We start from the raw sequence: 26,123 nt of genomic DNA, 5'->3' as shown, positions 1-26,123 counted from the left end.
CAGCATGCCAAGCCAGAGTTTGATAGAGCCGCAAATGAGTCATGAAAAACCATTGAATATCAGTGGCTATAGCCTTAGTGAGGAGATAGCCAATAGCATCAGCCATGGCCTTGGAGTGATCGCGGGTGTGGTCGGCTTAGTGTTTATGATCCTCAAGGGCGCCGACCACCTCACCAGCATTCAGCTCACAGGTGTTATTATTTATGGTGCAAGCCTTATCCTGTTGTTTTTAAGTTCTACCCTGTATCACAGCGTAACGCATGTAGGCTGGAAACATAAACTCAAGATTGCCGATCACTGTGCCATCTACTGCTTAATTGCAGGCACCTATACCCCTCTGATGTTAATCAGCCTGCAAGGACAACTTTCCACCATTATCCTGACGGCGATTTGGTCCTTGGCTATTGGTGGGATTTTATTTAAGACCTTGTTTATTCATCGTTTTAAAAAAATGAGCCTAGTGCTCTATTTGGTGATGGGTTGGCTGTGTGTGACTGTGATGGGCGATTTGACGGCGGCGATGTCGCCGCTAGGATTTAAGCTTCTGCTATTAGGCGGGTTGTTTTACACCTTAGGGGTGGTCTTCTATGTCGGTAAACGCATCCCATACAATCACGCGATTTGGCATTTATTTGTATTGGCGGGCGCGATGAGCCACTTCTTTTGTATTTATTTAACAGTGATCTAACCGTTAAGGCAGCCATCAAGCTAACTTTATCTACAGCAACTCTGCGACGATTCGTTTGAGCAGAAAGGTTTCCCTGTCGATGGATTGCCCTTTATTGGCGAACGTTCGTTGGATCTCTTCATTATGGGCAATCGCTTGGTGGATATTGATCCATTCAGGGCGCATGCCATTTTTAATCTCATGGGCTTCGAGTCTTGGCTCACCTAGGCCGCGCTCGCCAAGGCTCGTATCGATTTCGCACAGGTAACAGTAAGAGTCCATGTGTACAACATTTGCTCCCTCACGAAACCAGGAACGATATTCCTCATAACGACCAAAGGGCGCTAACACTTTGGCGGTAATGGCGCCGGTTTCTTCCTGCAATTCGCGGATAAGTCCAACTTCAAGGCTCTCGCCCTTATCTACCCCACCACCAGGCAAACCGTAATCGCGATATTTTTGGGTATAGAGCAGCAAAATATCTTCCCCCGACAGCACTATGGCACGGGCGGCTTGGCGATAAAAAATCTTCGCCTGTTTAAGATTGAGATTGGCGGCTTGGGTAGACTTCAATAAACGCATAATAAAACTCAAGATTAACGGCCTAATAGCATAAACCAACTCGATGGATTTACAGAGTAAAACCGTCAACGCCAAGGCTAAGCGCTCAATGGCCGCATGTTGACTATGAGGTTAACAATTCAGTTGCTGCAAAATGTGCTGATAGGCCGCCACAATTTGCGACTTGTTGGGCATGCGATGCTCAGGAATACGCTGATAATGACCTATGGTTTGGTCAAGATAACGCTTAGCTTGGTTGGTTTTATCCGCATCTAACCCTTGCCACATGATTGAACCCGTCGCACTTAAGGGCATAGTTTCAGTTGTTTTAGAACTGGTATTCGTTTTTGAGCAGGCATTGGCCTGAGTTAAATGCAGGATCTCGTAGAAACGTTGGTTTTCTTCGAGTAAATATTCATCTTTAAGGGATAAGCCCAATTCCGCCAACGCGCTGCGCACATGGTAATTATGATGCACGGGACACAAAATAAATTCGAGCTGGCAGGTGCTTTGACTAAGGTCATGATTGCCCGAATTATTTCCACTCTGAGCATCACATTGAGTTTGCTTATTCGCCACAATACTGCGCACCAATTCAACCAATAACTCACCGCCCACACCCGCAATAATCACTAAGTGCTTGGCTTGTTTGCCGTATTGCGCCAGTGGCAAGGCCGCCACATCGAGGCAATGCACTTGCCATTCACTCTGGGTATTGGCCTGTTGCTCAGCGTTTTGAGTGTTAGAGATAGACGGCAGGGGGAAAAACCTTGCTAACTCAAGGCTAAGTTGCTGCATCAAGGGCGCAACACAATCGACAAAATGCACCTTAGGTGCAGCATTTCTTTGCAGTAGCAGCATGCCGAGTAAACCATGATCGCAGCAGCAGTCCCAAATATGATCGTATCCAGAGCCCACCATTCGATTGATCTGCTGTAATCGCTGACTGATTTTCACCGCTCACTCCTAAACGCGTTCATATCGCTGCCTATATCGGCTTAAGCGCCTTAAACACCTACAGACCCTTAAACAAAAGCCGCGCATTCTACCCGAGTCAGCGGTTAAAACCCATCTATTTACGCCTTACTATCCGCCTGCCACCTAACCGCTCACTATGGTGAATACGTATGCAAACCATTGCGAGCAAAAACCCATCGCCACTAGTATGCATTGACCCATATTCACTATAAAAACAAGGATCAGGGAATGTTCAGCAATCCTCTTACCCACGTACGCCACATCAACTCGCCAAAACGACATAGCCGCCATTGGGCCGCCAGCCTATTCACGCCTAGCTTGCTAGCACTTAGCATTGGCAGCCTGCTCTGCACCAGTGCTACAGCACAGACCCTCAACCTGAGCTCACCCGATAAACAAATCGTCTTGAGTCTGAGTGATGATACGGGCCGCCCCGAATACCAAATCCATTTTCATGGCAAATCGATTATCGAACCGAGCCGCTTAGGGTTAGTCTTTGCCTCATTGGGGGAATTAGGCCAAGGTCTACGTATCAAATCGAGCCACAGCGCCAGCGCCGATGAACAATGGCAGCAACCTTGGGGTGAACAAGAGTGGATAAAGGATCAACACAATCAACTGAGCGTGGTATTAACCGACGGTAAAATCGACTTAAACCTGGAGTTTAAAGCCTTTGACGATGGCATAGGTTTTCGTTATCACTTAGCGGCTCAACACGCCCTCCCGAACAATACGCCGCTTGCCATTACCGATGAACTCACCGAATTTAATATTGGTCAGAGTGATAAGGCCACCGCCTGGTGGATCCCTTCTCGGGGATGGAACCGCTACGAATATCTGTATCGCACCAGTGCGCTCAATCAGGTCGACAGAGCCCATACTCCTTTTACCTTTAAACTGGTCGATGGCACCCATTTAAGCATTCACGAGGCGGCGTTAGTTGATTTTGCCTCGATGACCCTCGATCAACAGCGCGATGGCAAGCTCAAGGCCGATCTCACCCCTTGGTCAGATGGTATTCGCGTTAAAACCCAAGCGGGCTTTTATACCCCATGGCGCACCATTCAAATCGCCGACAAGGCCACGGGACTGCTTAATTCGCACCTTATCCTCAACCTGAACGAGCCCAATAAACTGGGGGATGTCTCTTGGGTTAAACCGGGCAAATATGTCGGTATTTGGTGGGGGATGCACCTCAATGAAAACACTTGGGGCTCGGGCCCAACACACGGCGCAACCACCAGCGAAACAGAGCGCTATATGGATTTCGCCGCCAAGTACCAATTTGATGGTGTCTTGGTTGAGGGTTGGAACCAAGGTTGGGATGGTGATTGGTTCCATAATGGCGATCAATTCAGTTTTACCAAGGCCTATGATGATTTCGATTTACCCGCCATTACCGCCTACGGCGCGAAAAAAGGCGTACGTCTGATTGGTCATCATGAAACCGCAGGTTCAGTAACCCATTACCGTAATCAAATGGATGATGCCTTCGCCTTGTATGAAAAACATGGCGTGACCCAAGTCAAAACCGGTTATGTGGCTGACGGTGGACAAATCAAACGCATCGATGAGAACGGTATTACCCGTCACGAATGGCACGATGGTCAGTTTATGGTAGGCGAATATCTGCACAGTGTCACCGAAGCCGCCAAGCACCATATCAGCATCAACAGCCATGAGCCGATTAAAGATACTGGGCTTCGTCGCACCTATCCGAACTGGCTTGCCCGCGAAGGCGCACGCGGACAGGAATACAATGCCTGGGGCAGCCCACCAAATAACCCAGAACACACCGCCATGCTGCCCTTTACCCGCATGCTGGCGGGACCAATGGACTTTACACCGGGGATTTTTGACTTAGCTCCCAAGGGCTTAGATGCCGAAAACCGCGTGCAAACCACCTTGATGAAGCAACTCGCCCTGTATGTGGTGCTCTATAGCCCAATCCAAATGGCTGCCGACTTACCACGCAATTACCAGAAACATTTGGATGCTTTCCAGTTTATCCGTGATGTGCCAACAGACTGGTATCAAAGTATCGCACTGGCTGGCGAAGTGGGTGATTATGTCGTGTTTGCCCGCCAAGCCAAGGACCAACAGGATTGGTACTTAGGCGCGCTAACCGATGAAAATACCCGCGAGGTTAAGGTGAAACTGGATTTTCTCGACCCAAACAAACGCTATCAAGCACAGATCTACCGTGATGGTGCAAAAGCCGATTGGAAAACCAATCCCTATGATTATGTGATTGAAACCAAAGAGGTTAATGCTAAGGATAGCCTGACATTACAGCTGGCCAGCAGTGGCGGCACAGCGATCCGCTTTAAAGCGCTGTAAACTCAAGCGCTAAATGGACGCTTAAAGCCCCTCGCGACAGTAACTATTGCTACAGCAATCGAAGTGATAGTGGCCATTACAATAGTCACCAAGAAGCACTTCTTGGTGACTATTTTTTATTATTGAGTTGGTTATTTTAGTTACAGCGTTTGGGCAACCGTTGGCGGATTTCATTTGAGCAGGACCACGGCTCTCCACTACTGAGTCACACTCAACACGGATGCAAACTGCATTAAGTTAGCTTAAGCTAAACTCCCCCAATGCTAATGGTGACGACCTTGCGATACACGGCTAATGAACTCGAAATGCGCAGTTTTAAGCGTTTTGAGACCCAATTTGCCCACTTAGGCTTTAATCATTTTCAAGCCATTGCCCCACTGCGCCCTTGGGTGCAGCGCTATTTTCATTTGCGTGTCGCGGCGGATTTACCGCAACAAATCGCTCAAACCTTCTATCCCGATGGCGGCACAAGCCTGCATTTTTATTTGCCATCACCCGGTATTGGCGACACGCCTTCGGTGTATTTTTACTCGGGCCAGCAGCGGCATTGTCACAGCTTCGCGCGAGGTACCGAGCAAATTACGGTGCGTTTTCAGCCCGGTGGCGCCTTCCATTTACTGGGGGTTGAACTTGCCGCCATGCAGGCCGATACGACAGCAAGCGTTATCGATGTGACCCAGTGGCCCATCGTTGGTTTAACAACGCTCTTATACCAACTCGTTGATACGCCCAAGCCAAGCCAGCGTATCGCCCTTGTGGAACACTGGCTATTGCAACGAGCGCAGCTATTAGACTTAAGCTTATCGACGCGCATGAGCCTAGTCCCCGCAACTCTGCCTCAACTCATTCAAACCCAAGCCAATTTGGAGACCTTTTACGGGCAACTCCCCATGAGTCGACGCCAATTTGAACGCAAATTTAAGCAGGAAACGGGTTTATCGCCTGCACAGTTATTGCAGCTGAATCGAGTGAAAATTGCCCGCAACCTATTGAGTCAATCGCCGTCGCTTAGTCTCGCGCAGGTGGCCTTCGATTGTGGATTTTACGATCAAGCTCATCTACATCAGCACTTTTTACGGGTGATGCAGCAAACACCGGGGCAATATAAAAAACGCAAGATGTCGCAAATCTCCAATATAACGGCCGATTAATCCCTTAGATTCAAGCCTCAACTTACAGGAGGCTTTATGTCAGAACGTATTCCGCGCCAACAGATTTACCAACTCCAACCCGAGCTCGCCAAGGCACTCATTAGCCTAGATAAAGCAGCCGCTGACTCGGCTTTTTCGCCATTATTGGTACATTTAGTCAAACTGAGGGCATCGCAACTCAATGGCTGCGCGTTTTGTCAGCGAATGCACGCCGAAGAAGCGCGACACGACGGTGAAACCCAGCGCCGTTTAGATTTACTGGCTGCTTGGCACGAAGTCGATGATCTCTTTGATGCACGGGAGCAAGCGGCGCTGCGCTGGACGGAAACCTTAACCCGCGTCGCCCAATCGCCAGTGCACGACAGTGAATATACCGCGGTCGCAGAACACTTTTCAGAGAAGGAGATTGTCGATCTCACCAGCCTAATTATCGCCATTAATGGTTGGAACCGCATCGCGATCGCCTTCCATCTTCAACCGCTCTAGTCGCGCTAAAATTATCGCAAGCCTGTTCTTCAAAGCCAGCAAGGGCACCTACTCTAGTGCCCTCGCTACCTGTACTCGCAGCAGTCATGTTTTGGCGAGCATCCAATATCTAACAGCATTGATTGGCTGACTCAGTAAAGAGGGATAGCAGTTTGGTCAAGGAAATATTGATAGTGACTCACGCTAGATAAGGGATTTTTGTAGCCTAGTGGCACTGTTCGGTCTTTAACCAGAGCATGGCTTCAAATTGGGGTGATGAGGATTGTGTCGTGATAAAAAACTTCTCGATATCGACTGAGGTGATTCTTTCGCAGCGCGCACTAAAATCGGCATTCATCAGCTTAACAAAACCTGAGGCGAGAGTGGCTTCCTTAAATCCCTGCCGTAGGGCCACCACCTTTGAGTTATGTATATTGCCCGCCGAAGCCAAGGCATCGGCTAACATCTGCGGATAATGTTGCTGCAGATAAGTGTGCAACTCGTGCTGAAAACCATCGAACTGTGCAAGGGGTGACACTTGTACCGAGCGAATCCACACCGACTTGGGAACTGCGGCTATCGCATCTTTCAAGCTATCTACACCCGTGCTTGAGGCAAAAATCATCGCGTCATGATCTGCTAATCTTGTCTGCCACTTAAGTGGCTCAGCAACTGTGACTTCTGAAAACAGTGCGACTTCAGAGAACAGTGCGAATAAGACTGCCGTGAAATAACGTTTCATCCGAGATCCTTTCGATTTGTCATTACGTCCATAATCGTCAGCACGGCTTATAATTCCAGCGCTAATCGCAGCATATCCTTATGTTGTAATCCCTGTTCAAACAGAGGTACGTCGTAATGGGTTAAGAAGTAATCTTTTATCACAGCCTCGACTCTAAACCCCAGTCGCTGATAATAAGTAAGTTGATACCCAAAGCTCCCCGTACCCAACTCCACACGAACCACCGACTTTTTCGCCAATTCAGTTAAGGCAAATGACAGTAACACAGAACCAATTCCCTGCCGCTGATAGTCAGGCCAAACTGCCATATTAAAGATTTCCGCAACCTTATCGCGAATGAGCTTAGCCACACACACGGCCACAATCTCATCCTTATGCTTGGCGGCAAAACACCAAGCATTATCCAAATACGCTTCGATACTGGCAGTGGAAGGATCGGCCTCTAACAGTAAGGCCATAGGGACTTGTTGCGCAGACACCCACTCAAGATACACAGACTGCATTAAACCTTGGGTATATTCCATTATGTTTTTAGCTCGTATCCCTACCCTTTAAATCTGCTCAATTAAAGCTTCTAAACCTGCTGCGGCTCGAGTGGGGACAAATTCTACCACCTCTTCGATATAGAAGGGGTCGAGTTTGACAATGGCTTCAAGTTCGGCGCGACCATTTGCTTTGGCAAGGATCACTCCGCCAGTGCGGGGCACCTTACGGCCGGAGGCGATAAAGGTCCCCTTGGCATAATATTCATCGAGATAGGCAATATGGGCCGCCAAATGCTGTTCTACATCGGCCAGCGGTTTTTTGTAGGTTAAGGTGATTACAAACATAGGGTTCCTTAAGGGCGTAATACCAAGCCAGAATAAATATTCAATTGCACTTGCCACACACGTCAATGGCGGCAAGTAGCCAACAGTGCGTAAAGTCTGGCGACATAGTGATGCATTATGCTTTCGCTATCAATAGCCTAGGGCGTGTTAATTAAATTGAAAATGATCCATGTACTTACCCACCAATTAGCAGATTTCAACATATTCCCCCTCATTACAACGCGAGTGAACCAATTCTAAGACGATGCACTCAGCCCCACCGATGTAATAACTGGATAAATCGAGGGTTTAAACCCATCCACGCCTCACGTAAAATCCACACACTATTAGTTACAGGGCTGTTTCGCTAGGGTTATCAAGGAATGATGAATACGTATGTAAGCGGTTGTGCGTCAATTGGCGCTGCGGCTACTATAAATTCGCTAGTTTCACCCTCTGCTTGTGGGGTTGAACACTGTGAGGTCGTTTCTGGTGGTTGCCTTTGAGGATAGCTGTCAGGCTTAGGTTCTTTTCTGCTACTGAGCATTTGCATCATAGCGTATGAAAATGAATTTATTGGCGAATATGCTTCTGAGGGAGAGGTATATTCGCCATTTTTTCACCTACACGGCCAAGCGATAATGCACTTTGGGGAAGCTAGCAAACACGCGTAAAACTGAGCAAAGGCCACTGAATAGGCCACACATTATAACGATAAATGACTCAAGGCAGCCCCGCTGCCCGCTACTGAAGGGAAGTTGCATGTCCGCGGATCAACAAACGGTTACCCCATTAGAGAATTTCTCGCCCAAGGTGGCGCAGCGCGCCGTACATAGGGTGCAACCCGAGCTGAATTTCTGGCAAATCTTCAATATGTGCTTTGGCTTTTTGGGGATCCAATTCGGCTTCGCCCTGCAAAATGCCAACGTCAGCCGCATTTTCCAAACCCTTGGCGCCTCTATCGATGATATCCCCATCCTGTGGATTGCCGCACCGTTAACGGGTCTGCTGGTTCAACCTATTATTGGTTATCTTAGCGATAACACATGGGGGCGTTTAGGTCGCCGCCGGCCGTATTTTTTAATCGGCGCCATTTGTACGACTCTTGCGATTTTTGTGATGCCACATTCCCCGACGTTATGGATTGCCGCAGGCATGCTGTGGATTATGGATGCCTCAATCAATATCGCCATGGAACCCTTCCGTGCCTTTGTGGGGGATAATTTGCCTCCCAAACAGCGCACCCAAGGCTATGCCATGCAAAGCTTTTTTATCGGCATCGGCGCGGTTGTTGCCTCGGCCCTGCCCTATGTTCTCAGCAACTACTTTGATGTCGCCAATACGGCGCCCGCGGGTGAAATCGCCGATTCGGTGCGTTATGCCTTCTATTTTGGTGGTGCCGTGCTGTTTCTCAGCGTGGCTTGGACTGTTGTGTCCACCAAAGAATATTCCCCCGATGAACTCGCCGCCTTCCATGGCAATGCTGACGCAGGCGCAGATGAGCAACAACATCGCACTCGTACCCATAAGAATTATCAATTTGCCGCTATCGTTTGGATGGCTGTAGGCGCATTACTGACTTTTGCAGTGTGGGCACAGGATTTAGATAAGCAGCTGTATATTTTAACCTTAGGGATTTTTGTCTTTGGCCCATTGCAACTTTACTGCGCCCTGCGTTTAGGCAAATCAACGCCCTCACAACGCGCGCAACTGGGCATTGTCTTTAATGTGGTCGACGATTTATTCCATATGCCGAAGGCCATGCATCAGTTAGCGATAGTGCAGTTTTTCTCTTGGTTCGCGCTCTTTGCGATGTGGATTTACACCACCTCGGCGGTGACGTCCTACCATTTTGGCAGCAGCGATGTGTTGTCTAAGGCCTATAACGATGGCGCCGATTGGGTGGGCGTACTGTTCGCCTCCTACAATGGATTTTCGGCCATTGCGGCCCTGTTTATCCCGCTACTGGCTAAACGTATCGGTATCAAACTGACCCACACCTTTAATATGTTCTGCGGCGGTTTTGGCTTGATCAGTTTCTATTTTATTAAAGATCCCAGTCTGTTATGGCTGCCTATGATTGGCGTGGGTATCGCCTGGGCTTCGATTCTCTCCGTGCCCTACGCCATGTTATCCGGCGCCTTGCCGCCGAAAAAGATGGGCGTGTATATGGGGATCTTTAACTTCTTTATCGTGATCCCACAGCTGCTCGCGGCCAGTGTTTTAGGCTTAATTCTTAATGGTTTGTTTGATGGTCAACCCATCTACGCCCTGATCACCGGCGGCGTTCTGATGCTCTGCGCCGGAATTGCCGTGCTCTTTGTTGAGCAACCGAATACTCAGCACACTCAAGCGTAAACCGCAGATCCTACAACTCAGCACACTTGGCGTTTAGGCGTTTGGGCAACGAAACGCCAAGACGTATAGCCACTTAGCTTACAACAAGAATAAATCGCAATTAGCACCATCTATTGATTGGGGAGATTTTGATGAATATGGAATCAACAACAGTTCGCAGCTTTTCTGACCGTCGCAACTTAAGCCGTAAGCCGATTGCGCTTGCGATTGCCGCAAGCCTTATCGGCGTTGCCAGCTTAACAGGCTGCTCACCCTCGGCCCCCAATGCAGACGTATCCACACCGACTGTCGCCAAATCCTCAGACGCAAACGTACAGATCGCCCCCGGCGCCCCCGGCAAAGCGCCTACTTGGGCGTTCTCCGGTAAAACAGGGATTGGCACCTCCTATGAGCCTTATACTCACGGGCAATATCAAGATAGTGCCCAAAATCCCATCAGCCGCGTGTGGTTCTCCGTCGCCCAGGGGATTTTAACCGAAACCATGTACGGTCTTATTCACAATGCTCAGCTCAAAGAATTGCAATTTGTGATCACCGGCAATGGCTTTATCGATACTGAGAAAGACAACACTATCAGCAGCATTGAATACTTAGATACCGACGCCAATGGCCGCCCACAATCCTTGGCCTATAAAATTATCAATCGCGACGTTGAAGGTAAGTATCAGATAGAAAAACATATCTTTACCGATCCCGACCGCGATACGCTGATGATGCGCGTGACATTTACCGCCTTTGAAGCGGGCATCACACCGCATTTATACGTTAACCCCCATATCGATAATGCGGGCGCGAATGATATTGGTAGAATCGATCATCAAGCTCTTATTGCTCGCACCGCCGATCCCCACAGCAGCGTGATGACGGTGAAATCGGATATCGATTTTGCGCAGGCGACCACGGGCTTTGTCGGTGTATCCGATGGTTTGGCCGATTTAGCCGATAATGGCAAGCTCGATACCCTTTATCAGGCCACCAGCAGCGCCGAAAATCCGACTCAAGGCAACATTGCCTTTACCGCCAGTTATCCCACACTCCAAGCGAATCAACCTCTTAATGTGAATTTGGCGATTGGTTTTGGCCATGATGAAACCAGCAGTTTAGCCAATGCCAACGCCAGCTTAACGGCGGGGGATGATGCGGTGCTGAGCCAATACAACGCCGGTTGGCACAGTTATTTACAATCGCTACCCGCGATGCCTGCTATGGCGCAAAGCACCACAGATAATGGCAAACTGCTGTATACCAGTGCCATGGTACTCAAGGCGCAGGAAGATAAAACCTACGCGGGCGCCCTTATCGCGTCGCTTTCTAATCCTTGGGGCGATACAGTGCCTGCTGTCACACCCAGCACGGGCTACAAGGCCGTTTGGCCACGAGACTTTTACCAGTGCGCCATGGCATTTCTCGCCATGGGCGATACCCAAACGCCTAAAGTCGCCTTTGAGTACCTTAAAAAGGTGCAAGTGAGCGATAAAACTCCAGGCTTTAACGGCACACCCGGTTGGTTTTTACAAAAGACCCATGTGGATGGCCAAATCGAATGGGTGGGAGTACAGCTCGACCAAACGGCGATGCCGATCATGTTCGGCTGGAAACTCTGGCAGGCAGGTGTGCTGAGTCAAGCAGAACTGAGCCACTGGTATCAAGAGATGTTAAAAGCCGCGGCGGACTTTTTAGTTAGCGGCGGTGAGGTCAATCTCGACTGGAACCACACCCAAATTACGCCACCGAAAACTCAGCAAGAACGTTGGGAAGAACAAGCAGGTTATTCGCCCTCCACCACGGCCGCAGTTATCGCAGGCTTAGTGGCTGCGAGTGATATTGCCAAGGCAGTAAACGACAGCGATGCTAGTCAGCGTTATTTAGCGACCGCCAAAACGCTTAATCAGCAACTTGAAAAACACTTAGTGACGACCCAAGGTTTGCTTACAGATAGCCAAGGCATTAAGGCGCCTTATTATCTGCGCTTAAGTCCGAATGGTGAGCCAAACACCGCCGAGACACTCGCCGCTAATAATGGTCGAGCGGGATTAGATCAACGTCAGATCCTCGATGGCGGCTTTTTAGAACTGGTGCGCTATGGCGTACGTGGCGCAACCGATAAGCTGATTAATCAAAGCCTAGCGCTGGTGGATAACACCGAACTTGAGGACAATTTACGCCTCAAATACAGCTTTACTGCAAAAGATGGCAGCAGTGTTCCGGGCTTTAGACGTTACGGTAACGATGGCTACGGTGAAGATACCCTCACTGGCGCAAACTACGCCGAATCGGGCAGTAATAGCGACAACCAACGCGGCCGCGTCTGGCCCTTCTTCACCGGCGAGCGTGGACATTTTGAACTGGCCCTTGCCAGTGCTAAGGGAGAGCTAACGGGGGCAAACGCGCAGCAAACCAAACAGCAGCTTATCAATACCTATGTGCAAGGGATGGAAACCTTCGCCAACGCGGGTCTGATGCTCCCCGAACAAGCATGGGACGGTGTAGGTAACGCCACACGTTACCAATATCAACTCGGCCAAGGCACTAACTCCGCCACCCCGCTCGCCTGGACCCACGCTGAATATATCAAGCTGGTGCGTTCAATGAGCGACGGTCGAGTATGGGATAACTACCCTATCGTCACAGAAGCGTTGAAATAAATCCTACTCGAGACAATCTAATTGTGTCCTTTAGTGCTGATTAGCACTAAAGGACTCTGTTTGGGAATGCTCTTAAGGGGCTATTTCTAAGGTCTATCTCTAAGATCTACTTCTAAGAGCTATCTCTACGATCTAACCTTAAGAGCAATCTTAAGGAACTATCTTAAAGAACTATCTTTGCAGCTATCCAAAGCAGATTTCTTTGTAACTATTTGATTTAGATATGGTAATACTACCGCGTGGCTTGCACGCTTTTTTGGGCGTATTCCTGAGGCGTGCAACCAAATAAGGCTTTAAATGCTGCGCTAAAACTACTGACACTTAAATACCCCAGACTATGGGCCACGCTTGTTGTGCTCTCCCCTTGGGTTAACCGCTCAAGGGAGTTGAGTAATCGGTATCTTTGGCGCCATTGCCTGTAGGTCTGCCCAGTTTCAGCTTTAAAGAGTCGTTCTATGGTTCGAATACTCGCCCCCGCACTTTGAGCTAATTCGGCCAAGGTATACTCAGCCTGCGGTTTTTTGATCAACAGTTGGATCACTCGACCAAGACGCGGATCCGAGCCCGCATTCAAGTAGGTATTCACACTGTCGAGCGCATCTAACTCGTCTATGGCACTTAAACCCAAGCGAAAATACTTGGCTGGTTCCATTGTGGCGTCTTGGCATAGTTTCAGCACCATTTCACGCATTAGCGGCGTCATTGTAACCATCACCACCTGCGTGTCCTGCACTCTGACGCGATAACTGGGATCGATATATAAATTGCGAAGATGAGCTTGGGTTTCACAGTTAATTTGATGCCGGCAACCACTGGGGAGCCACACGGCATGGGTCGATGGCACCACCCAAACCGCATTATCGCTCTGAACCCGTAAAATCCCTTTTGCCGCCCAAAGTAACTGCCCCCGAGGGTGAGAATGGGGCTCGACGCCCATTTCGGCCTCGAGATTGCGCGCATTACTCAATACGGGACGATTTGCGTCTAACGTGAATGCAAATTGGCTGGGTGCCAACATTGTCGCTTTGGAAATAACATCTGACACATTACCACCTTAAAACGCCATATCAACTGGGCTATCTTAGGCCGCAATATCAATGCCCGCAATATTAAGGTGATCCCCTATGGGTAAGTTAAGTATTAAACAATGGTTGGTCTTTAGCGCCATGCTCGTCGCCGTTTTGTTGGCCATGTTTCCACTACAGCAGCACCCTGCACTTTTTTCCTACAGCGCATCGGTCGTACTCATCACCCTGTTATTTTGGAGCACTGGCTTTATTCCGCCCTTTATGGCGGGACTGATCTTTTTTGCCTTGGCCACCATTTTTAAACTGATCGACCCCAGTGCGTTGTTCTCGGGATTCGGTTCGGCGGCGGTGTGGTTAATTATCTCCGGCTTTGTGATTGGTAGCGCTATTTCAGAGTCGGGATTGAGTCGCCGCCTTGCCGCCGTTATCGCCCCCGCGTTAACCATGAGTTATCCACGCATGATTGCGGGACTCGTCATCAGCGCGATGCTACTGGGATTTGTGATGCCATCCTCCGTGGGGCGCGCGGTAGTGATGCTGCCCATCGGCATGGCCTTGGCCGATCAGCTCGGGTTTAGTCGTGGCAGCAATGGCCGGATAGGCATAGCAACTGCCCTTGCGCTCGCCTGTAATATGCCCAGCCTTGCGGTACTGCCCGCCAATATTCCCAACATGATTTTGGCCGGTGCGAGCGAAAATCTGTTTAACGTGCATTTTGGCTATGCTGAATATCTGTTTCTGCACTTTCCGATTTTAGGTCTGCTCAAATCAGCCATTATCGTGGCACTCGTGGTGTATTTGTTTCCGGCCAAGATTAATAAAAACCAGATTGCGGCAGCGACGGATATCGAAGCGTATGATGTGGTTAAACAAGTTAAACTCGCTTTGTTACTCATCATCACTCTGCTGTTTTGGATAACAGACTCATGGCATGGAATTAATCCGGCATGGGTGGGGCTAACGACCGCCATCATTCTCTTGCTGCCGAAATGGGGCATTATTGAGCCAAAGCGCTTTAATCAATCGGTTGATTTTTCAACGGTTATCTTTGTTGCCGCCGCGCTAGGATTAGGCGCCCTAGTCAATCAATCTGGGCTAGGTAGCGCGCTCGGCCAAGCATTCAGCCAATACTTACCCTTGTCGCAAGGCGCCTCTTTCCTCAACTTTATATCCTTATCACTGATATCGACCTTAACTGGATTAGTGGCAACCGTGCCTGGTGTGCCTACGGTACTCACCCCCATGGCTGCCGACTTAGCGAATGCGACAGGGTTTTCTCTCCCCGCGGTATTGATGACGCAAGTGATCGGCTTTTCGACGGTGATTTTCCCCTATCAAGCGCCGCCGCTGATTTTGGCAATGCAACTGTCGCAGGAGTCCCTCGCCCATCTACTGAAAGTCACCTTACCCTTAGCGCTGATCACCTTATTGGTGCTGATGCCGCTCGACTACCTCTGGTGGCATTTACTGGGATGGATAAGCTAGCACTATCTCCCAGAAGCATTAATCGGTTTTTCTGCGACAAACGTTAAGATAAAGGCGACATTAAGCAATTTATACTTTGGCCAGTTATGCAAAAGTTCATATGCCTGAGCTTAGGCAAAAGCTCAGCTTAATGTCGCCTTTAGCAGTGATTTTGCCTATTGAGCTGAGGCTAACTCAGCAGGCAGTGACTGAGCTGGCAGTCACTGAGCTGGCAGTCACTGAGCAGTATGCGGCGACGCCATTAAGCGGATACCTTCAGCAAGCTGCACCAGCCCATTATCTAGGCTGCTGACGAGAGCCGCATAACCTTCTTCAGGCAATGAGACACGATATTGGAATGGCTGCTCACGCAGCACTTGCTGCGTATTATCCATCAGGCGCCACTGCCCGCCCACAACAGCCTCACCTGTATAGCTGCCATAAAATTCAGTCACAATGAGGTCGAGTTGGACGGATTTAGCAGGGCTATCGGTTGCTAAGGCCCATCTAGCAGATGCGCTGCATGACTGGCTTAGCAAATTATTTAACCTAAATTGGATTTGCTCGGCCAAAGAACCTGCCCATAAATGCTGCTTTGCTACGACCAACTCCCGTGCTGAGGTTTGATAAACCAAACCATGGGTATTGAGATAGTCAGCCAAGTTCACCCGATTAACCCTTAATGCGCACGGCTCGCCAGAACGGATAACGCCACGGCTGGTATCCGTTGTACCTGCAACTGCCGTATGTTGCAGGGCGATAAAATAGGTTTGAGGAGTGGGCTGACTGCTACAGCCCGCCATTAAAAATGCAATCAATAACAGTAAAATACGCATATTAGTTACCTTTAACTGGGATGGGGTCTGCGGGCAGATCTGCCCCTAAAATAAGTGCGTTAGGCTTTTGATTCAGCTGACGCGACAAGGGCGCTAACTCTTTCATTAAGGTTTGCAGTTGCTGCAGACTGGTCTGAAGTTCGGCATAAACGCTCGACTCTGGCCCATATCCCTTCGCCGTCAAGCTTACGGCTTTCAAAGTTTGTTGTATTTCTGCGGGCAGCGACATCATTTCTTGCTGCTGTAACACTTGGTCTAAACTCGCGCCCACCTTATCCCACTGCGCCAATGCACTGGCGGTATTTTGTAGCGTGGTATTGACCTCTGAGAAGGTTTTTTCCAGCGGTAAATTATTGAGCTTGCTGATAAGCTGCCCAACTTGCTTTTGGATCTCAGCCACACCCGCGCGCTGCGTCGGGAATACCGGATAGCCCATAAAATCGGCGGTTTGATAGGGCTTAGCATCGGCGTATAAATCCAGATCGATAAACAAGGCACCCGTGAGTAAATTGCCGGTTTTCAGGCTCGCCCGCAGACCCGAGTGCAACTCTCGCTCGATTTCAGCGCGTAAATTGTCCAAGCCTACCTGTTCGGCATGCTCAAACACCCGCGCTAGTTCGATTTTGACCAATACGGGAATCGTGCCATGGCTAAAGCGACCAAAATGCGGATCGAGTTGCTGCAAAGTGAGCGGTGATTTCACCACTTCGCCTATGGTGATGCCACGGAACTCCACCGTCGCACCGTCATGTAATCCACGAATAGACTCATCGAATAACATCACGAATTCTAAGTACTTGTCGTATACGCTTTGGCTCGCAAGCTCCTGCGAGTCATACAACCTAAAATCATGGCCATCCTCTGTGATTTTTGCCCCAGCGAGACGCCCTTCAGGCAAACAGAAACTCACACCGCCAGAGAGCAAGGTTTCGAGCGACCCCACCTGCAGATTTAACCCTTTGGCCGAGAGTTGCATGTTAATGCCAGAGGTCAACCAAAACTGGCTGTTATCCCGAACGAGTTCATCGTAGGGTTTATTGATAAACAGCTGGTAAAAGGCTTCGCGCCGCTCGGTGTTAAAGCCTAAGGTTTCCACTCGACCGACTCTAAAACCTTCATACAGCACAGGATCGCCCACACTTAACTTACCGGCCTGCGGGCTAGTCAGGGTGATCCGCATCCCCTCCTCGTCGGCCGATGCCACTGGCGGATTGTCCAGCACAGTAAATTCATACTGGGGCGTCGATGATTTCCCCGGCTCTAGTTCGATATAAGCGCCTGAGAGCAAGGTATCTAATCCCGAGACCCCTTCCATACCAATCCGCGGTTTCACCACCCAAAAGCGTGCATCTTGCTTTAGCATACGTTTGGCATCGTTTGAGATCCGCGCCGTCGCCACTATGGCGCTGTAGTCATCGCTTAATTTAATGCTTTCTATCACCCCTACATTCACATTGCGGGATTTTAAAAAGGTTTTACCGACTTCTATGCCCTCGGCGGTTTTTAAATGCAGCTGGATTTCGGTCCCTAATTGGCTGAAATAGCTATACAACATCCAGCAGCCAATCAGGACGGCGATCATAGGGATCAACCACACGGGCGAAAGCTGTCTAACCTTAGACTCTTTCGCTCGGATATTTTCATTATTTATCATGTTACTACTCATATTAAATGGGTCATTTTTCGCAGTTGGTGGTGCTGGATTGTCGCCACAGCACGCGAGAATCAAAGGCGATTGCTGACAGCATGGTTAAGATCACCACCATGGCAAAGGACAGTGCCGCTGGGCCGGGTTTAATCGCCATTAGTTCATCGAGCTGTACCAGTGCCGTGAGTAAGGCCACCACAAAAATATCAATCATCGACCAACGACCAATAAATTCAGTCACTCGGTATAGCTGTTGATTTTTAATGGCTTGGTCTGATGAGTGAGCTTTACCCGCTTGGCGGAACAAATACGCTAGAGAAGCGATTTTGGCCGTGGGGATCACTATGCTGGCGAAGAAGATAATTGAGGCCACAGGGTAAGAGCCCAAATGCCATAGCAGCACGACACCACTGATAATGGTTGATGCCTCGGTTTGGCCCACACTAGTGGTGTACATAATCGGATAGAAGTTTGCCGGAATATAAAACACCGTTGCCGCCAGCAAAAATGCCCACGCGGCTTGCATGCTGTTTGCGGGTAAGTACTTGTGCACAGCGCCCGCGCAGCGGCTGCATTCAGTCGCATCGATGGCATTTAACTGACCACAAATAGGGCAAACGCCATGATTCTGTTGCAGGTGCGACTCACCCACACTCACGTACGGCGTTGCGACTCTCGGCGTTAATTTATCCCATACCCATGAGCTGTCGACTAGGCTGACAAACTTCACTAGCAGCAAGGTATAAATGCAAAACGCCCAGAAAGACGGTCCAAAGCCGACTTCTGCCAGCGACAGAATTTTCACCATGGCGACTAAGATACCCACAAGGAACACATCCGCCATCAACCAAGACTCAAAACGAAATACCCACTTGCTAGCGCGTTTAAGCCAGCTCAGTTCAATCGTTCTCCCTTGCTGGACTAAATAGGCCTGTCGATAAATCAGCATTGAAAAACTGATATAAATCAGTGGCAAGATCACCACACACAGTAAGATCACCAAGGCCAACAGACTGTTACTGGCATAGTGCATACTGATCAGCGCCGACCACAGACTCGCCTTTTGGGATAAGCCCTGCACGCTAAAGGATAAGAAAGGGAACCCCAGACTCAGTCCTAGCATGATTAAAGTCGCGGCCCCATAGGCCCAAATCGGCTGAAAGGGAGTGGCCAACACAGACTGCAATCCATGCTGACATCTTGGGCAATGGGCACGATAGCCAGGCTTCGGCTCGGTGTAAGGCGTGACTAAACCACACTCCTCACAGGCCTGTAACACGCCATCATGGCGGGAATAAATGTTCTGTGACACGGCAACTCCTCACTCTAGTCACGATTAAAGAGGATTATTAGCAACGAATAATCGTCATGAAATCAGGCGCCCCTGCCGCTGTAGTACCACCTAACGGCAAGAGCCCCCTCATACAATCTTTAATCCGCGGTGTTTGCCAGAGTCCAGTCGCCGCCCAATGCCTTATAAAGCGACACCACACTCGATGCCGTTTGTAGGCGGGCTAACACTTCCGCATCCTGCATATTGTTTTTCACATTCTGCGCAGTTAACACGCTCAAGTGATTTTCTAAACCGGCGCGATACAGCGAAGTCGCTTTTTGTACCGCAACCTCAGATTGCGCCTCTGCCTTTGCAATAAAGCGATGATATTGCTGATTATTGCCATAATGCTTTAGCACGGTTTCGACTTCATTGATGGCGTTATTCACCGTCTGCTGGTAGCTAAGCGCCGCAGTTTTAAAACCCGCTTCCTGTATTTCCACCATGGCTTGAGTGCGGCCACCATCGAAGACATTCCAGCTCACGCCCGCGCCTAAAGCCCAAGTAAGCGAATCCGATGAGAAGAGATCGTCAATATGATCGGCCGATAATCCCGGTGCCCCCGTTAAGAAAAAGCTCGGATACTTAGCCGCAATCGCCGCCCCAAGCTCTTGGTTTTTAGCGGCCATTTCACGCTCGGCAATGGCAATATCTAAACGGCGTGTCAGTAACTCTGAAGGTACGCCCGTTGGGATTAACTCCGTCATTGCGGGTAACGCCGCGGCGCTTAACCGTCCTGACGTCTCCTTGAGGCTTTCCCCGAGCAAAATCGCCAGTCGATGCAAATGCGCCTGCTCGGCCGAACTTAACATGGGTAACATGGCCTCGCTGGCGGCAAGCGCCGCCTTGGCATTAGCGACATCCAGCGGCGAGCCATAACCATTGCGCTCCAAGGATTCCACCAAGGCCAAGACTTCGGCTTGTTCGGCAATGTTTTGCCTTGCAATCGCCATCCGCTCCTGCGTACCACGGTATTGCAGATAGTTATCGATAACCTCCGCCGTTATTAGGGTGGTCAGATTAGCGCGGTACAATTGCGCCTGCTCGGCGCGGATTTCTGCGGCCTGAGTTAAACTCGCTATTCGGCCAAACAAATCCGCCTCCCAAGCAATGCTCGCGCCCACGGTTGTACTGTTCGGGTCACGATTCATCAACTTAAGGTTGCCGCCACCCAAGCCAGCGGGTAGTTCTATGCCTCCAACCGCACTGCCCATCAGCGGATCGTTTTCACTGATGCGCATATCGAGGTACCCCGCGCCCACCGAAACGGTCGGCACTTTTAACGATGACACCGCCGCCTGATAGGCCCGTGCGGCGCGCACACGCTCACTGGCGATCTGCAGACTTATATTTTGCTGCTGCGCCTTTGCCACCAGCGCATTGAGCTGAGGATCGTTAAACTGACGCCACCAAGCTTGGTAAGCCAAGGCCTCTTGGCTCACGCCCTCAGTCGCCGCATTTAAATACAGCTCACTGACTTTCACCTTTGGCGGTGTGTAATCAGGGGACATACTGCATCCGCCAAGCAAGCTCATTGCCGTAAAGGCCATTAATAGATGTTTATTCATGTTTAGGCCCCTTTGGCACTGCTAATAACCGATGGAGTGTTGTCCGTTTGTGCATCGAGTAATGCATCTTCCTCACGCTCTTCTCGACGATAAAAGAGTCGATACAAGGCAGGCATCACAAACAAAGACAGCACAGACGCAGCGGTCAAACCACCAATAATGGTCGCGGCCATTTGGTCAAACAGTCTGTCGGTTAACAAGGGGATCATCCCCAGCGCCGTCGTCAGGGCCGCCATCGAAATTGCCATAGTGCGGTTGAGCGTCGCCGCCTTAATCGCCTCGGCAATTCTGCGGCCATTGCGGCGTTCGAGTTCAATCTGATCCATTAGCACAATGCCATTTTTGATGATCATTCCCGACAGACAGATCATGCCGACGATCGCCATAAAGCCGAAGGGTTTGTCCAATAACAGTAAACTCCAGACAATGCCTATCGCCGCCAATGGCAGAGTAATCATAATGATCAGCGGTTGACGGAAGGCGTTAAACATCGCCACCAAAATAATCACCATCAACAGGGTTGCCTTAGGATTCTGCTGCATCAAGTCGTCAATCGAGCGCTGCTCATCGTAGTATTCACCGCCCCATTCCATCCGATAACCATCGGGCAGCGCAATCGCCTCGATATCCGCCGCAATGCTCTGGCGTACGTTCGATGCGGTATCGCCACTCACGCCCGCTTGAGCGGTGATCGCAGGTAAGCGGTTGCGACGCCACACCATGCTTTCTTCACCTTTAATCTCAATACTCTCAACCACTTGCCCCATAGGTACGCTGTGTGTGCCGAGTAATGAACGCACGGGAATATGTTCAAAATGTTCCAAAGAGGCATCGGCGCTACGCAATTTAATCGGGATCAAATCGTCACCGTGTCGCATAGTGCCAACATGGGTGCCTTCGGTGACACGATTGATGGCATTGGCAATATCGGTGCGTGTCACGCCAGCTAAACGGGCGGCATGCATATCCACCTGTGGCGTCATGACTTTGCTCTCTTGTCGCCAGTCATCGCGAACGTATTTTAAGTTCGGATGTTGGCGCATGATGTCCTTAGCCTGGTTGGCTAAGCTATGCAGCACCTTGGGATCCTGCCCGATAAAACGCGCTTCAATCGAATATTTATCCTTAGTCGCCAGCTTTAACTCCCTAAATCTCGGCTCTGCATAGGGAAATTCCTTGGCTAACCAGGCATCGCCACGCTGCACTAAGGTGTCGATATCATCGAAACTGCGCATATTGATGAGGATCTGGCCATAGCTCGCATCCAAAGGCTCAGGCTCGACCGTGACCGAGAACCGCGGTGCACTCTCGCCCACATAACTGGAGATACTTGCCACCTCAGGTTGCGCCAGTAACCAATGCTCGACCTTACGCATATCCGTCGAGGTCTGCTCGATACGCCCACCATTGGGCAGCCAATAATCGAGGAACACGATGGCACGATCGGACGACGGCATAAAATTCACTTTTAATAACGGCGCGACCAGTAAGGTGCCCAGCAGTAAAGGCACGGTAAAGAGAATGGTCTTCTTCGGGTTTTCTACAACCCACTCCACCGCTTGTTGATACATCAGCGTGTAGCGAGAAGGCGGTTTCGCATTTTCAGCATCGACTTCGCTGGTTTTTCCTAAGAAATACCAACACATCAGCGGGGTGACGACCATGGCAATAATCCATGAGAGCAGCAGCGAGCTACACAACACCTGCACAATCGAGAGTGAAAACTCCGCCGAGTCGGTTTGTGATAACAGCACGGGTGCCGTGCCCATAGCGGCAATCACTGTCGCACCGAGGAGCGGCATGGCCATTTCTTTAATGCTGTCGATAACCGCCTGAGTACGCTCTATGCCCTGCTTGATCTTGGCTTGGAACAGATCGACGATCACAATGGCATTATCCACCAGCATCCCTAGCGCTAATACAAAGGAGCCAAGGGACACCCGCTGCAAATCGACGCTGGTTAGATTCATATAAATCAAGGTGAACAAAATAGTGAGCAGCAGACTCACCCCCACAATCGCGGCGCTGCGCCATCCCATAAAGATCAGCAGCACAACAACCACAATCACCACACTCTCAATCAAGTTAACGATAAAGTTGTTAACCGACTTTTGAACTTCTTCCGGTTGATAGGCAATCACCCCAATGCCCGCACCATCTGGTAACTTGGCTTGATAATCAGCCAGCACCGCCTTTAAGGTATCGCCGATGCTGACCACGTTTATGCCATTCACAGGGCTGACGGCCAACGTAATCGCCTGTTGGCCGTTATAGCGGCTGAGTGTTGAGGCAGGATCTTGATACGCCATAGTCACATCGGCAATATCCCCTAAGCGGATCACCGCCGATTGCAGTCCATTTAAACCAGTCTGAATGCTGAGATTGCGAATATCCTCAATACTCTTAAAGGTATCGCCCTGCTCCACGCGTAGGTTTTCGATGCCAAGATCAAAATCCCCCGCCACAATCGGCATATTCTGGCTATGCAACTGCTCAATCAATTGCAGCATGGTGAGGTTAGCTTCCGCCAAACGCTCCTCGGAGATACGGATATTCACCACCTGCTCGTTAATGCCGTGCAGCTGAACTTTTTTCACCCCATCGACGGCTTTAATGCGGCGCTGTAATTCCCGCGCATGATCCTTCAATTCCGCCATTTCCATGTTGTCGCCATAGACAGCGAACAACATGCCGTAGACTTCAGAGAATTCATCTTGAACTATGCTGATTTGCGCCTGTACGGGCAGCTCTAATTTGACGTCTTCCACTTTACGGCGCATCAAATCCCACTGTTGTGGCAAGGCCTCAGAGTTCACTTTTTCCTTCAGATCGACAAAGATCATCGAACTCCCCGGACGGGAGAGTGAACGTAACTTCCAGAGGGATTCCATCTCCTCGAGCTTAGTTTCAATTTTATCGGTAACCAACTGCTCGACTTCCTTGGCATTCGCGCCGGGATAGAGGGTCACAATCACCGCACTTTTTACGGTAAAAGACGGATCTTCCAGCTTGCCTAAGTCGAAGTAGGAATAAATCCCCGCGATGATCGACAGCACAGTGAAGAAAATAACGAAGGTTTTTTGCCTTAGCGCAAAGGTTGAAAGACTCATGATTTAACCGACGCCCCATGCAAAATGGTGACGGCTTGGCCTTCTTCGACAAAAGCGCCGCCTGCAATCACGATTGACTCACCAGAGGTTAAGCCGCCAGTCACGCATAAAGAATCGTCGGTCTGACTCACTGATTCCACGGGAGTCGCACTCACATGCTCGGCAATGACGCGATTGACATAAAGTTGACTCTCGCGGCTCGTAACCGCCATGGCAGGAATACAATAGATAGGTTTATCACTGGCATAAGGTAGAGCGACGTCCACACTCACCGCCTTGCCCGCGACTAACTGTTTTGGAACATGCGCTAGGTTAAAGGTCACCTCATAGGTGCGCTTTAGGCGATCGGGCACTGACGCGATTTTGGCAACCACTGCAGGTACAGCTTCAGTACCCTCAAACCAAGTCACTTGGCCTTCGGTGCCAAGTTTTAGGTTCCAGATCTGGCTCTCGGGAACATCCACTACCGCATTGAGTCGTTCGGGGCGATGAATGGTTAGGATTTTGGTGCCAACATTGACTTGTTCATGCTGATCGACAAAGGTTTTACCCACCACGCCGTCATAGGGCGAGGTCAGCTCAGTGTAACGCAGCGCGTCCTGGGCTTTTTTCAGCGACTGGCTGACTAATTCGACGCCCGCTTTCGCGCGCGCTTCGGCGGCCACGGCACGGTCTAACTTCACGCTGGCAATCGCGCGATCATTAATCGCACTTTTAACCCTTTGCAGTTCAATTTTTGCCAATTGATGGGCGGTTTTCGCCTCATCCAACTTAGCCGTCAGCTCCAGAACACTGACTTGAAAATCATGGGGATCGAGCCTTGCAATCACTTGTCCCTTGGTAACCTCAACTCCTTCTTCGGCCAACAATTCAGCGAGTACGCCTTGGACTCGGAAGGACAAATCCGCACGATTCTCCGACTCCAACACGCCGCTAAACTTGTAACCTTTATCCGTGACAGGTGCGGGTAGTTCCATCACTTGTACTAACGGACGTTTTGAGGTTGTGAGGGTTTGGTCTTCACTGCTGCCACAGCCTGCGAGCACTAATACAATGCCCGCACAACACAAACCCGTTCCGATTTTGATTGGTTTTACTCTGTTCACCACAATTTCCTGTAACTAGGACTAAGGCGGCACAGAGTAAAGGAGGTGAATTTATTGGACAATAATCAAAAAAGGTACATCAATGTCACGAATTTTGTGACAATGTGACATCCGGTGTCTTACTCGCCTCATGAATTAAGCTATCGATCAGCAGCCGAGCCGCATAGGTCATGCCTTTGCGGCTAGGATAGACTAACCAGGCATCGTCAACGTAAACCTCGTATTCGGGTAAAACTTCAACCAAATTACCCAATTGCAAGTGTTCAACCACACTTAATTCGGATAATAAACTGATCCCAGCACCACTTAAAATGGCATGACGAATATATTGGCTACTGTTAGAAACCAGTCGACTTTTTACTCGATACTCACCTAAATTAAATTTCCAACGATCTTCTAATTCACCATTTTGTAAACGATAGATCATTAATGCATGTTGACTAAGATCATCCAGTGATGTTGGCATGCCATGGGCCGCAATATAATCAGGACTTGCATATAATTTGCGACATACGCGCATTAACGGTCGAGCGACAAAAGAATTATCTTTGATATTCCCAATATGAATACAAGCATCCAAACCATAATTTAAAATATCGTGATAACCGAGATTACTTACATGGGTTTCTAAGGTAATAAGAGGGTAATTTTTTAAAAAGTCCTGCAATAAATGATGGGTCACAACATCGGCATCGCCAACTAAACCTAGCTTGACCGATCCCGTTGGCATATTACGTTGATTTTTGACCGACTCATTGAGGGATTCGAGCCTTGGAATAATCTCCATCAACTGCTGGTGGTAGTTTTCGCCTGTGGGTGTCAGCGACAATTGGCGTGTCGTGCGGGTAAACAGTTTAGTCCCCAGATCCGCCTCTAACTCACCGATACGGCGACTGACCGAAGCCCGCGGGATCCCAATCGAACTGGCCGCGGCAGCAAAACTGCCTAACTCTACAACCAACAAAAACAGCCTAAGATCATTAATTCTCACATTCACCTCGTTCTATTTGCCCGCCATCAGCGCAGCGCTCTCGTGACGATCCGCTAGCCTCGAATCTTATCGCCGCAATGCTGCTCACTATACAGGATAGCAAATTGATTTATCGACCTTTTGCATCTCGCTAGATCAGGATAAGGCGTGAGTAATAAAACAGCCTTTTTAGAAACGGTAAATTGACCGGATAATATTTAAGCAGGTTAAGAGTAAAACGACTAGTTTAGACACAATATCAACACCTCCAAATACAACCTATCTTTGTTCGTGACAGAATGTTTCAAATCCCTCGATTAATGCGACTATTTTAAAACTGAGAG

The 26,123-nt window shown here is 49.6% G+C and carries 20 protein-coding genes; 7 read left to right on the top strand and 13 right to left on the bottom strand.

What is annotated here, in order from left to right; all coding sequences use genetic code 11:
• Window positions 1-4: 4 nt before the first annotated feature.
• On the top strand, window positions 5-688 hold the full coding sequence (locus tag SHEWANA3_RS10190) for a hemolysin III family protein (protein ID WP_011716932.1): 684 nt from the start codon (window positions 5-7) through the stop codon (window positions 686-688).
• A 30-nt stretch (window positions 689-718) separates the two neighbouring features.
• Here the strand turns inward: SHEWANA3_RS10190 and SHEWANA3_RS10185 are convergent, their stop codons facing one another.
• Together SHEWANA3_RS10185 and SHEWANA3_RS10180 are read right to left on the bottom strand one after the other, a co-directional pair.
• The gene (locus SHEWANA3_RS10185) at window positions 719-1,249 is read right to left on the bottom strand and encodes an NUDIX domain-containing protein (RefSeq protein ID WP_011716931.1); all 531 of its coding nucleotides are present in this window, start codon (window positions 1,247-1,249) and stop codon (window positions 719-721) included.
• A 111-nt stretch (window positions 1,250-1,360) separates the two neighbouring features.
• Window positions 1,361-2,185 carry a tRNA (adenine(22)-N(1))-methyltransferase TrmK gene (locus SHEWANA3_RS10180; RefSeq protein ID WP_011716930.1) on the bottom strand — a complete coding sequence of 275 codons (825 nt, stop codon included), beginning with the start codon at window positions 2,183-2,185 and terminating at the stop codon, window positions 1,361-1,363.
• A 249-nt stretch (window positions 2,186-2,434) separates the two neighbouring features.
• On the opposite strand from SHEWANA3_RS10180, the gene SHEWANA3_RS10175 reads away from it, so the two are divergent.
• The 3 genes from SHEWANA3_RS10175 to SHEWANA3_RS10165 all read left to right on the top strand — a co-directional run bounded on the left by SHEWANA3_RS10175 (window position 2,435) and on the right by SHEWANA3_RS10165 (window position 6,183).
• Entirely contained in the window at window positions 2,435-4,546 is a 2,112-nt protein-coding gene (locus SHEWANA3_RS10175) for a glycoside hydrolase family 97 protein (protein ID WP_011716929.1), read from the top strand.
• Between the two features lie 266 nt (window positions 4,547-4,812).
• Window positions 4,813-5,697 (top strand): helix-turn-helix domain-containing protein, encoded by an 885-nt coding sequence (locus SHEWANA3_RS10170; RefSeq protein WP_041413012.1) that lies wholly within the window; start codon window positions 4,813-4,815, stop codon window positions 5,695-5,697.
• Between the two features lie 36 nt (window positions 5,698-5,733).
• Window positions 5,734-6,183: a carboxymuconolactone decarboxylase family protein gene (locus SHEWANA3_RS10165; RefSeq protein ID WP_011716927.1), complete on the top strand. Its 450-nt coding sequence runs from the start codon at window positions 5,734-5,736 to the stop codon at window positions 6,181-6,183.
• 205 nt (window positions 6,184-6,388) lie between these two features.
• Here SHEWANA3_RS10165 and SHEWANA3_RS10160 read toward each other — a convergent pair whose 3' ends face one another.
• The 3 genes from SHEWANA3_RS10160 to SHEWANA3_RS10150 are packed head-to-tail and all read right to left on the bottom strand — an operon-like array spanning window position 6,389 to window position 7,734.
• Window positions 6,389-6,904, bottom strand: a complete 516-nt coding sequence (locus SHEWANA3_RS10160) for a hypothetical protein (protein WP_011716926.1) — start codon at window positions 6,902-6,904, stop codon at window positions 6,389-6,391.
• 47 nt (window positions 6,905-6,951) lie between these two features.
• Complete coding sequence (locus SHEWANA3_RS10155; RefSeq protein ID WP_011716925.1) at window positions 6,952-7,428, bottom strand: GNAT family N-acetyltransferase; 477 nt, start codon at window positions 7,426-7,428, stop codon at window positions 6,952-6,954.
• Window positions 7,429-7,455: 27 nt separating this feature from the next.
• Complete coding sequence (locus SHEWANA3_RS10150; protein ID WP_011716924.1) at window positions 7,456-7,734, bottom strand: YciI family protein; 279 nt, start codon at window positions 7,732-7,734, stop codon at window positions 7,456-7,458.
• Between the two features lie 741 nt (window positions 7,735-8,475).
• Between SHEWANA3_RS10150 and SHEWANA3_RS10145 the strand changes: the two genes are divergently transcribed.
• Window positions 8,476-10,071 (top strand): MFS transporter, encoded by a 1,596-nt coding sequence (locus tag SHEWANA3_RS10145; protein WP_011716923.1) that lies wholly within the window; start codon window positions 8,476-8,478, stop codon window positions 10,069-10,071.
• A 137-nt stretch (window positions 10,072-10,208) separates the two neighbouring features.
• Window positions 10,209-12,716: a glycoside hydrolase family 15 protein gene (locus SHEWANA3_RS10140; RefSeq protein ID WP_049796063.1), complete on the top strand. Its 2,508-nt coding sequence runs from the start codon at window positions 10,209-10,211 to the stop codon at window positions 12,714-12,716.
• Between the two features lie 232 nt (window positions 12,717-12,948).
• On the opposite strand, the gene SHEWANA3_RS10135 is transcribed toward SHEWANA3_RS10140, so the two are convergent.
• Window positions 12,949-13,761, bottom strand: coding sequence for a helix-turn-helix transcriptional regulator (locus SHEWANA3_RS10135; protein ID WP_011716921.1), 813 nt, complete (start codon window positions 13,759-13,761; stop codon window positions 12,949-12,951).
• 79 nt (window positions 13,762-13,840) lie between these two features.
• Here SHEWANA3_RS10135 and SHEWANA3_RS10130 point away from each other — a divergent pair, with 79 nt between their 5' ends.
• Complete coding sequence (locus SHEWANA3_RS10130) at window positions 13,841-15,229, top strand: SLC13 family permease (RefSeq protein ID WP_011716920.1); 1,389 nt, start codon at window positions 13,841-13,843, stop codon at window positions 15,227-15,229.
• Window positions 15,230-15,444: 215 nt separating this feature from the next.
• Here SHEWANA3_RS10130 and SHEWANA3_RS10125 read toward each other — a convergent pair whose 3' ends face one another.
• The 7 genes from SHEWANA3_RS10125 to SHEWANA3_RS10095 form a co-directional block, all read right to left on the bottom strand.
• Complete coding sequence (locus SHEWANA3_RS10125) at window positions 15,445-16,044, bottom strand: ABC-type transport auxiliary lipoprotein family protein (protein ID WP_011716919.1); 600 nt, start codon at window positions 16,042-16,044, stop codon at window positions 15,445-15,447.
• 1 nt (window position 16,045) lies between these two features.
• Window positions 16,046-17,698, bottom strand: coding sequence for an intermembrane transport protein PqiB (gene pqiB, locus SHEWANA3_RS10120; protein ID WP_041412622.1), 1,653 nt, complete (start codon window positions 17,696-17,698; stop codon window positions 16,046-16,048).
• A gap of 22 nt (window positions 17,699-17,720) precedes the next feature.
• Complete coding sequence (locus tag SHEWANA3_RS10115) at window positions 17,721-19,004, bottom strand: paraquat-inducible protein A (protein WP_011716917.1); 1,284 nt, start codon at window positions 19,002-19,004, stop codon at window positions 17,721-17,723.
• Window positions 19,005-19,123: 119 nt separating this feature from the next.
• On the bottom strand, window positions 19,124-20,593 hold the full coding sequence (locus tag SHEWANA3_RS10110) for an efflux transporter outer membrane subunit (RefSeq protein WP_011716916.1): 1,470 nt from the start codon (window positions 20,591-20,593) through the stop codon (window positions 19,124-19,126).
• Window positions 20,594-20,595: 2 nt separating this feature from the next.
• Entirely contained in the window at window positions 20,596-23,703 is a 3,108-nt protein-coding gene (locus tag SHEWANA3_RS10105) for an efflux RND transporter permease subunit (RefSeq protein WP_011716915.1), read from the bottom strand.
• On the bottom strand, window positions 23,700-24,809 hold the full coding sequence (locus tag SHEWANA3_RS10100; RefSeq protein WP_244096607.1) for an efflux RND transporter periplasmic adaptor subunit: 1,110 nt from the start codon (window positions 24,807-24,809) through the stop codon (window positions 23,700-23,702). Before SHEWANA3_RS10100 ends, SHEWANA3_RS10105 begins: the two co-directional genes overlap by 4 nt.
• Before the next feature lie 85 nt (window positions 24,810-24,894).
• Window positions 24,895-25,800 carry a LysR family transcriptional regulator gene (locus SHEWANA3_RS10095; RefSeq protein ID WP_041413007.1) on the bottom strand — a complete coding sequence of 302 codons (906 nt, stop codon included), beginning with the start codon at window positions 25,798-25,800 and terminating at the stop codon, window positions 24,895-24,897.
• Window positions 25,801-26,123 lie beyond the last annotated feature (323 nt).

This window comes from Shewanella sp. ANA-3, assembly GCF_000203935.1.
In the GTDB taxonomy this organism is placed as follows: Bacteria; Pseudomonadota; Gammaproteobacteria; order Enterobacterales; family Shewanellaceae; genus Shewanella.
Note: the sequence above shows the minus strand (reverse complement) of the source record. Positions and strands in the feature narration are given on the sequence as shown.

Bases quoted from the DNA above. Each gene is read 5' to 3' on its own strand.
- SHEWANA3_RS10175 (WP_011716929.1), top strand. From the start codon at position 2,435: ATGTTCAGCAATCCTCTTACCCACGTACGCCACATCAACTCGCCAAAA.
- SHEWANA3_RS10160 (WP_011716926.1), bottom strand. From the start codon at position 6,904: ATGAAACGTTATTTCACGGCAGTCTTATTCGCACTGTTCTCTGAAGTC.
- pqiB (WP_041412622.1), bottom strand. From the start codon at position 17,698: ATGATAAATAATGAAAATATCCGAGCGAAAGAGTCTAAGGTTAGACAG.
- SHEWANA3_RS10105 (WP_011716915.1), bottom strand. From the start codon at position 23,703: ATGAGTCTTTCAACCTTTGCGCTAAGGCAAAAAACCTTCGTTATTTTC.
- SHEWANA3_RS10165 (WP_011716927.1), top strand. From the start codon at position 5,734: ATGTCAGAACGTATTCCGCGCCAACAGATTTACCAACTCCAACCCGAG.
- SHEWANA3_RS10155 (WP_011716925.1), bottom strand. From the start codon at position 7,428: ATGGAATATACCCAAGGTTTAATGCAGTCTGTGTATCTTGAGTGGGTG.
- SHEWANA3_RS10185 (WP_011716931.1), bottom strand. From the start codon at position 1,249: ATGCGTTTATTGAAGTCTACCCAAGCCGCCAATCTCAATCTTAAACAG.
- SHEWANA3_RS10130 (WP_011716920.1), top strand. From the start codon at position 13,841: ATGGGTAAGTTAAGTATTAAACAATGGTTGGTCTTTAGCGCCATGCTC.
- SHEWANA3_RS10125 (WP_011716919.1), bottom strand. From the start codon at position 16,044: ATGCGTATTTTACTGTTATTGATTGCATTTTTAATGGCGGGCTGTAGC.
- SHEWANA3_RS10145 (WP_011716923.1), top strand. From the start codon at position 8,476: ATGTCCGCGGATCAACAAACGGTTACCCCATTAGAGAATTTCTCGCCC.
- SHEWANA3_RS10150 (WP_011716924.1), bottom strand. From the start codon at position 7,734: ATGTTTGTAATCACCTTAACCTACAAAAAACCGCTGGCCGATGTAGAA.
- SHEWANA3_RS10190 (WP_011716932.1), top strand. From the start codon at position 5: ATGCCAAGCCAGAGTTTGATAGAGCCGCAAATGAGTCATGAAAAACCA.
- SHEWANA3_RS10140 (WP_049796063.1), top strand. From the start codon at position 10,209: ATGGAATCAACAACAGTTCGCAGCTTTTCTGACCGTCGCAACTTAAGC.
- SHEWANA3_RS10110 (WP_011716916.1), bottom strand. From the start codon at position 20,593: ATGAATAAACATCTATTAATGGCCTTTACGGCAATGAGCTTGCTTGGC.
- SHEWANA3_RS10170 (WP_041413012.1), top strand. From the start codon at position 4,813: ATGGTGACGACCTTGCGATACACGGCTAATGAACTCGAAATGCGCAGT.